The organism is Microcystis sp. M53602_WE12 (assembly GCF_030065455.1).
Taxonomy (GTDB): domain Bacteria; phylum Cyanobacteriota; class Cyanobacteriia; order Cyanobacteriales; family Microcystaceae; genus Microcystis; species Microcystis aeruginosa.
Genome location: NZ_JASJFB010000594.1, coordinates 1 through 1496, shown reverse-complemented (window position 1 = coordinate 1496; position 1496 = coordinate 1). Strand labels below are relative to the sequence as shown.

Sequence of the window (1496 nt, the reverse complement as noted above, 5' to 3'; positions counted from 1 at the left end):
TCTGAAAATTAGGTAATTGACCAGATGAGAATCGGTAAAACCCTACACCCCACACCCCACACCCCACACCCTGTCCCCACGAAAAACTTTTTCAGCAGACCCTAATTAGGGGTCTCAAGACCCCCCTAGCGGCCACCGAGAAAACCTTGACCAGCTAAGTATTTTTACTCAAGTCTCTGGAGGGGGACAGCTTATGTGACAGTTGAGGGTGCGGAATGTGGGCTTGAAATGCTCACACAGCAAACGGATAACAAAATTGGTCAATTGTCAATGGCGTTTGAGATGCGCTGACCCCGGATCATTAATTGCCTCTTGGGAGAATTGATAAATTGCCATTATTTTAAGCCATATTCTTCTCTTAATCTTGTTTTTAACTGCTCAAAAACTAATTCCCCATCGGTTACATTACCCGCTAAAATTTGCTCGGTTGCACTATCAATTTTTTGCCGTAACTCCTCTAATTGATGGTTAGTTTCCTGACTATCTTCGCCTAAAATAATAATTTCTACTCTTTGACTGGATCGAAAGGGTAAATCGGATAAAATTAACTGATGTGATCGCTCAATTGTCACATATTTTTTGTAAGCATTCATATTAGTTTTACTTTCTTTAATTCTGCTAATTTAAACTCTTAACCACTAACAACTCATTCCCCCGGTCATCAATTACTTTAACGGCAATTTGCCGATGTTCTCCCACTGCAAAAGGTGCGCTGGTTGTCCCTGCTAGATGTTCCCAGACTGATTCCTCATAGGTTCCCTTTAAAGCTTTCTTAATCGAATCCCAAGTGCCGGTACGGGGAAAAATGCCTGATTGACGTGGAAACATAGGCCGTTGTAGTCAGTATCGAGAAACCAAGCGGGGACATTCTTACCCGGTTCTGAGTCCACTTTCATTGTAACCGGGTCAAACACATCCAACCCCAATAACTCCACTTGATATTTACTCTCAGCGATGGGATTAATCCTAATCTCTTTTGTGTGGGGAGCATCTCATTTATGCAAGTGCGTAATTATACTTATCCCTAAAACTGTTTTCTAGCAAGGCTTTCAAAATAGCTTGACATAAAAACCTGATTTAGGGGTTACAAAGGTGAGATGCTCCCCTTTGTGTGCCACTATTCATAAAAAGGGTCCGCCACCTGAAAAGCCGCCCTCCTTGGCCAGAAGCGGTCAGAATGATTGCTTCTCTTGGGGGTTTTTTAGGTAGAAAAGGCGACGGTGAACCAGGTGTTAAAACTATTTGGTTGGGACTGCGAAGGTAACATGATATCAGCCAGACTTGGAAACTATCTCATCAAATTAGTCCCCCCATAGAACCCCCTTGAGCCATCTTGCAGACTTTTCTCTTTTTGTCAAATTTTATGTTAAGAAAGATGTGACTAATGGATAGCCTTGATAAGGGGGGTGCCGATAGGCGGGGGGATCTGACAACTTTTAACGCCTACCTACTTAACTGGGATTGGTGCGTTGCGCTATCGCTAACTTTTATCTCAT

2 protein-coding genes and 1 pseudogene are annotated in these 1496 nt (G+C 42.8%); 1 reads left to right on the top strand and 2 read right to left on the bottom strand.

Features of this window, described 5'->3' with window-relative positions; translation table 11 throughout:
• Positions 1-335: 335 nt before the first annotated feature.
• Positions 336-593 (bottom strand): hypothetical protein, encoded by a 258-nt coding sequence (locus PX482_RS18925; RefSeq protein ID WP_002761013.1) that lies wholly within the window; start codon positions 591-593, stop codon positions 336-338.
• A 25-nt stretch (positions 594-618) separates the two neighbouring features.
• Complete coding sequence (locus tag PX482_RS18920) at positions 619-828, bottom strand: hypothetical protein (RefSeq protein WP_002761011.1); 210 nt, start codon at positions 826-828, stop codon at positions 619-621.
• Positions 829-1107: 279 nt separating this feature from the next.
• Between PX482_RS18920 and PX482_RS18915 the strand changes: the two are divergent.
• Positions 1108-1327, top strand: a pseudogene (locus PX482_RS18915) (IS4 family transposase); the annotation flags it as partial.
• Between the last annotated feature and the right edge of the window lie 169 nt (positions 1328-1496).